Raw genomic sequence first — 6386 nt, forward strand, 5'->3', positions numbered from 1 at the left:
TTTTGCCTGCCAATGTGCAAAATGCTATTTTGTTCGACCGCGTCCCTGCGCCGAATACAAAAGGCATGATGTCATGATCAAGAAGCTAACTGATCTGTTTTTCCGATTTCTGGCGCTGCTTATGATTTTGGCGCTGGCAAGCATGGCACTGATGGTTTTCATCAATGTTGTCCTTCGCTATGGCATGAATTCAGGCATTGCCATTTCCGATGAAATGTCCCGATACTTTTTTGTCTGGCTGACCTTTATTGGTGCCGTCGTTGCACACCGTGAAAACCTGCATATGGGTGTGGAAACGGTGGTTTCACGCTTTGGGCGAACCGGCAGAATTGTTCTCATGGGCTTTTCCAACCTGATCATTCTGGGCGTTTCGGCGGTCCTGTTTTGGGGAACCTGGCAGCAACTACCAATCAACGCCTCCATGGTCGCGCCTGTGAGCGGTCTTTCCATGGGCTGGGTTTACGGCATCGGATTGTTCACGGGCGCCGGCATTTTCCTGATTTCGCTTGAAAGATTGTTCCGCATTGTAACGGGCCGCATCACCGAAGACGAAATTTCTGCCTTCGCGGGTGAACATACTAGCATTGAAAAACTCTCGGAGCGTGCCTGATGACTCTTCTCGTATTCATTGGATCGCTCGTCGGCGCCATGGCCATCGGCGTACCGGTCGCTTTTGCACTTATGCTCTGTGGTGTCGCGCTGATGTGGCACATGGACATGTTCAATACGCAGATCATTGCGCAGAACATGATTGCAGGTGCTGATACATTCACACTGCTGGCGATCCCTTTCTTCATTCTCGCTGGTGAGTTGATGAACTCAGGCGGCCTGTCCCGTCGGATCATTGATTTTGCAATTGCCTGCGTTGGTCATATTCGCGGTGGATTGGGCATCGTCGCCATTTTCGCGGCCATCATCATGGCGTCGATTTCCGGCTCTGCGGCTGCCGACACTGCAGCACTTGCTGCCATTCTCATTCCGATGATGGCCAAGGCGGGTTATAATGTTCCTCGCTCTGCCGGCCTTATTGCTGCAGGCGGCATTATTGCGCCGGTCATTCCACCTTCAATGGCCTTCATTGTCTTCGGTGTCGCCGCCAATGTCTCCATCACCAAACTTTTCATGGCAGGCATCTTCCCCGGCATCTTGATGGGAATCTGTCTCATCATCACCTGGCTGTTGGTTGTCCGGAAGGACAAAGTCGAAACTCTTCCTCGCGTTTCAGGCAAAGAGCGCCTGAAAGCCAGTGGTCGCGCTGCATGGGCACTTGGCATGCCTGTCATCATTCTGGGTGGCATCCGGGCCGGAATTGTAACGCCCACTGAGGCGGCGGTCGTTGCGGCCATGTACGCCCTCTTTGTGGGCATGTTCATTTACCGCGAACTCAAGATTACCGATCTTGGTCACGTGTTTCTTCGAGCCGCGAAAACAACGTCTGTTGTTATGTTCCTTGTCTGCGCGGCTCTCGTGTCTGCATGGCTTATTACAGCAGCGAATATTCCGGCTGAGATCAGCAATTATATCGAACCACTGATCGACCGTCCGACCTTGTTGCTCTTCGTGATCATGCTTCTGGTTCTGGTTGTGGGTACAGCACTTGATCTGACACCCACGATTCTGATCTTAACGCCGGTTCTGATGCCGATTATCCAAAAAGCAGGTATTGACCCTGTTTATTTCGGCGTTCTCTTTATCATGAACACATCTATCGGCCTTCTCACACCACCGGTTGGTGTTGTGCTGAACGTCGTCTCCGGCGTTGGCCGTGTGCCGCTCGGTCGTGTCATAACAGGCGTTTTTCCGTTCTTGATTGCCGAGATTTGCGTATTGCTCCTTCTGGTTCTGTTCCCAAGTCTCGTTCTTGTTCCTGCCAGCTGGCTCTATTGAGCCACTGGTTTCTTCTACTTTCTATAACTCTGGGATGATACTTATGAGAAAATTCCTAATCGCAACAACCGTACTGGTTTCTGCCGTTGCAACGTTTGCCATTGCACCAGCGCAGGCTGAATTCAAGAGCCGGAACATCCGCGTTTCCAACGGTATCAATGCTGATCACCCGGTTGGCGACGGCATCAAGGCAATGCAGGCATGTCTTGATGAAAAATCGGATGGAAAGCTGAAGCTGACCGCATTCTGGGGTGGCGCTTTAGGCGGTGATCTTCAGGCAACGCAGGCTCTGCGTTCTGGCGTTCAGGAAGCCGTTGTCACGTCCTCTTCGCCTCTGGTTGGCATTGTTCCAGCACTCGGCGTCTTCGATCTTCCGTTCCTGTTCGCCAACGCTGAAGAAGCCTATACCGTCATGGATGGTGAATTCGGCGATCTTCTGAATGAAAAGCTCGATGCAGCAGGTCTGGTTAATCTGGGTTATTGGGAGAACGGCTTCCGCAACCTGTCCAACTCCAAGCGCCCAGTCAACAAATGGGAAGATCTTGAAGGTATGAAAGTTCGCGTTATGCAGAACAATATCTTCCTCGATACATTCAAAAATTTTGGCGCCAATGCCACTCCAATGGCCTTTGGTGAAGTTTTCTCCGCGCTGGAAACAAAGGCGATTGATGCACAGGAAAATCCCTATGTGACAATCGACACCTCTAAATTTTATGAAGTGCAGGAATATGTTTCCGAAACAAAACACGCTTACACACCATTTCTTTTCTTGTTCTCCAAGCCCATCTTCAACACCTATTCTCCTGAAGAACAGGCTGCTCTGAAGGAATGTGCCAGCGTTGGTCGCGATGTCGAACGCAGCGTGATTGCCGAACTGAACAAGAAGTCGCTGGCAAAAATCGAAGCGGCTGGCGTTAAATTCAACACGATCACGCCCGAAGAACATGCCCGCATCCTCGAAAAGTCTCAGGTGATCTACGAAAAGCATAAGGCTGACATCGGCCCGGATATCGTTGACCGCGTTCAGAGCATCCTCGCTGATCTGCGCAAGTAAATCTAAGCACCAATGCAAAAAGAAAGCCCGCGGTGTTCATTCACCGCGGGCTTTTTTCATTGAGAAGTTTTTGAAAGATAACGAATACGCTTTCAAGCTTCCCGCTTTACCCGTTGTTCACGGAAGAAGATGAACAACCCTGATCCCACGATGAGCACTGCGCCGATCATCATGCTTGTTCTCGGAACATCTCCAAAGAACATCCAGCCAAACAGCACAGCCCACAACAAAAGCGTATATTGCAACGGAGCGACTGTTGCCGCATCGGATATTTTCAATGCGCGATTAACGAGCATATGCGCAGCCATCGCAACGATTCCCAAAAGCAACATGAGTGCAAGATCGGTAGACGTTTCCATCGGCCGCCAGTCAAACGGCGCAAAAATGAAGCCCGCGATCAGTGCACCCATTAATTGAAAGAAAACCAGCGTCTTGTCCGGTGTGGCGCGTAGGCTGCGGCCTGAGACCATCATGAAAGCAAAGGCAATCGTACCGAGAATTGAAATAATTGCGGGCGCGGTAAACATGGCACTGGAAGGATTAAGCGCGATAATCACCCCCACGAAACCGATACCAATGGCTGTCCAGCGACGCCAGCCAACTTTTTCGCCAAGCAGAAAAGGCGAAGCCGCCGCCACATAGATCGGTGCGGCCAACCAATATGTCATAACATCAGCCAGCGGCAGATACATGACCGCATAGTAGAACGCAAAGACCTCCAAGGTCGAAAAGAAAACACGTGCTGCTTGCAGCAAAGGTTTTTCTGCTCTCACAATGGGTTGAAGCCCAGCCCGCCAAAGAAAGGGCGCCAAAATTATAAGCGCCGCAACGCTGCGAATGAGAATAACCTGACCAACGCTGTAACTGGCGACAAGCCATTTACCCATTGCATCGTTTAATGAAAACATCAGCATGCCGATAAGCATAATAGCCGGTCCGGCGATTGCTGGCATGGCGCTACCGCCGTGGTGTGGTTGCGTGGTGGCAGACATGGAGCCTCCGATCATGACTGTAAGTTAAATTGCTCGACCTTATATCGAGGCTGTATCTGAAACCCGGCGGCTTACCGTGAATGCTTTGTCCAGCTCCGGGTTTAATGCCATACCAAGACCCGGGCCGGGCGGCACCGTAATCATGCCGTTCTTCACCTCTGGCAAAGCCGTGACAAGATCGCGATACCAGGTCCGATAAAAGGCACGGACACTCTCCTGCACCAGTGCGTTCGGCGCATTGAGCGAAAGATGGGTCGAAGCACACAACACCACCGGACCAGTACAGTCATGGGGGGCAACAGGCAGATGCCACGCTTCAGCCATGGACGCAATTTTCCGCGCTTCCGACAATCCGCCGCACCAGGAAATATCCAGCATGACAATGCCCGCAACGCCGGTTTCAAGATAATCGCGAAAGCCCCATCGCGAGGCCAGCGTTTCAGATGCGGAAATGGGCGCAGGAGAAACGTCTGCATATCGCTTGAGACTGGAGAGACTATCCATCTTGATGGGGTCTTCATGCCAGAAAGTGCCATAAGGCGTCAGCGCTTTTGCGATCTGCATCGCGGGCAAAAGCTGCCACATGGAGTGGAATTCCACCATAATATCGATGCGATCGCCAACGGCCTTGCGAATTTTTTCAAAAGGCTCAAGCGCTGCTTTCATATCCGACGATGCGATATATTGACCGCGCGTTTTTTCCGCAGCAGCATCAAAAGGCCAGATTTTCATAGCCGTGATGCCCTCTTCAAGAAGAGAGTGGGCCAATTCATCTGCCCTGTGCAGAAAGCCATTCAGATCATCATAATCACGACCGGTTGAAAGGCCATAATTGCCCGTGGTCTGACCCGTCGCTTTCTTGATATATTCCGTGCCTGCACAGGTGTTGTATGTTCGGATTTCGCGGCGGGTGAACCCACCCAAAAGCTGCGCGATTGGCTGGTTTGTCGCTTTGCCGAAGATATCCCATAAGGCGATATCAAAGGCCGAGTTGCCGCGCACTTCCGCTCCAGATGAGCGAAAGCCGACATAGCCCACAAGGTCAGATGCCAGACGGTCTATTTCCAGTGGATCACGGCCAATAACCCGTGGTGCAACATATTCATGGATGTAAGCTTCAACAGTTTCCGCACCGAAAAATGTTTCGCCAAGTCCGGTGATCCCCTCATCCGTATGAACAAGAACCCACAGCAGATTGGCGCGCTCTGCCACACGCACAGTTTCCAGTGCGGTAATCTTCATCAGTTCCTCCTCTTGCTCCCAAGGTCCTCCTTACATGGCCTTGCTATCCGGCTCAAGCCGACTGATCAAACTATTCATTTAATTGGCATTTTGAGCATCAGACTTTGAAAGCGCAACTGAACTTTCATGGACCGGGTGCGATGCTCCTGCAATCTCGAAAGCCTTAAGCATATTTTCATGCGGAAAAACGGAAAAAACCGCATATCGATTTTTTAAAACGCCGTTTTGGGGTTCTCCCGCTGTTCAACTTTGTGTCTGTTATCGATAGCATTTAAGCAAGAATATGCGTACCAAAGACCATTCATGCGTCTGAATATCTGGGAGAAACTTATGACATTTCCGCTATTCAACCTGTCGGGAAAACTGGCGCTGATAACGGGTTCAAGTCAGGGCATTGGCTTCGCGCTCGCACAAGGTCTGGCGGAACATGGCGCGGAGGTCGTCATCAACGGCCGCAATCAGACCAAAGTCGAGACTGCGGTGAAGATCCTACAAGATGCAGGTCATAAAGCGCATATCTCCACCTTCGATGTGACTAATCGTGAAGCCGTCAAAGCAGGCGTCGATGCTATCGAGCGCGACATCGGCGCAATTGAGATTCTGGTCAACAATGCGGGAATGCAGCATCGTGCACCGCTTGAGGATTTCCCGGAAGACAAATGGCTGCAACTGCTGGAAACCAATGTTTCAAGTGTCTTCTATGTCGGCAAGGCTGTTGGGCGTCATATGATCGGTCGCAAACGCGGCAAGATCATCAATATCGCGTCCGTGCAAAGCGAACTCGCCCGCCCGTCAATCGCGCCCTATACCGCAACCAAAGGTGCCGTGCGCAACCTGACACGCGGCATGGCAACCGACTGGGCCAAGCACGGGCTCCAGATCAATGCAATTGCACCGGGCTACTTCAAAACACCACTCAATCAGGCGTTGGTCGATAATCTTGACTTCACCGGCTGGCTGGAAAAGCGGACACCGGCAGGCCGCTGGGGGAATGTCGAAGAACTGGTCGGCGCTGCGGTCTATCTTAGCGGCAGCGCCTCTTCCTTCGTCAATGGCCAGGTGCTTCATGTTGATGGCGGCATGACCGCAAGCGTTTGATGCCTACGGCGTAGACTCATAAACTGATGCACCAGATGCGGACAGCGATGAGTTTGACAGCAGCCAGGAAATTGGCCGGGTTTTTGTCGTAACGTGTTGCAATGCCGCGATAG

The 6386-nt window shown here is 51.7% G+C and carries 6 protein-coding genes and 1 pseudogene; 4 read left to right on the forward strand and 3 right to left on the reverse strand.

Going from position 1 to position 6386, the window contains the following annotated elements:
* Window positions 1–73: 73 nt before the first annotated feature.
* Genes ABE530_RS18035 through ABE530_RS18045 form a run of 3 tightly spaced genes read left to right on the forward strand, consistent with a single transcriptional unit; the run spans window position 74 to window position 2941 of the window.
* The gene (locus tag ABE530_RS18035) at window positions 74–610 is read left to right on the forward strand and encodes a TRAP transporter small permease (RefSeq protein WP_396998342.1); all 537 of its coding nucleotides are present in this window, start codon (window positions 74–76) and stop codon (window positions 608–610) included.
* A complete protein-coding gene (locus tag ABE530_RS18040; protein ID WP_265985922.1) occupies window positions 610–1887 on the forward strand; it encodes a TRAP transporter large permease in 1278 nt (425 codons plus the stop codon). Before ABE530_RS18035 ends, ABE530_RS18040 begins: the two co-directional genes overlap by 1 nt.
* Window positions 1888–1930: 43 nt before the next feature.
* The gene (locus tag ABE530_RS18045; RefSeq protein ID WP_499695476.1) at window positions 1931–2941 is read left to right on the forward strand and encodes a TRAP transporter substrate-binding protein; all 1011 of its coding nucleotides are present in this window, start codon (window positions 1931–1933) and stop codon (window positions 2939–2941) included.
* A gap of 92 nt (window positions 2942–3033) precedes the next feature.
* Here ABE530_RS18045 and ABE530_RS18050 read toward each other — a convergent pair whose 3' ends face one another.
* Both ABE530_RS18050 and ABE530_RS18055 read right to left on the reverse strand, forming a co-directional pair.
* Window positions 3034–3933: a DMT family transporter gene (locus tag ABE530_RS18050; protein WP_396998340.1), complete on the reverse strand. Its 900-nt coding sequence runs from the start codon at window positions 3931–3933 to the stop codon at window positions 3034–3036.
* A 39-nt stretch (window positions 3934–3972) separates the two neighbouring features.
* Window positions 3973–5175, reverse strand: a complete 1203-nt coding sequence (locus ABE530_RS18055; protein ID WP_265985924.1) for a mandelate racemase/muconate lactonizing enzyme family protein — start codon at window positions 5173–5175, stop codon at window positions 3973–3975.
* Window positions 5176–5505: 330 nt separating this feature from the next.
* On the opposite strand from ABE530_RS18055, the gene ABE530_RS18060 reads away from it, so the two are divergent.
* The gene (locus tag ABE530_RS18060; protein WP_499695477.1) at window positions 5506–6273 is read left to right on the forward strand and encodes an SDR family oxidoreductase; all 768 of its coding nucleotides are present in this window, start codon (window positions 5506–5508) and stop codon (window positions 6271–6273) included.
* A gap of 16 nt (window positions 6274–6289) precedes the next feature.
* Here the strand turns inward: ABE530_RS18060 and ABE530_RS18065 are convergent.
* Window positions 6290–6386, reverse strand: a pseudogene (locus tag ABE530_RS18065) (IS5/IS1182 family transposase); the annotation flags it as partial.

The organism is Brucella sp. TWI559, from assembly GCF_039674265.1.
In the GTDB taxonomy this organism is placed as follows: domain Bacteria; phylum Pseudomonadota; class Alphaproteobacteria; order Rhizobiales; family Rhizobiaceae; genus Brucella; species Brucella chromiisoli.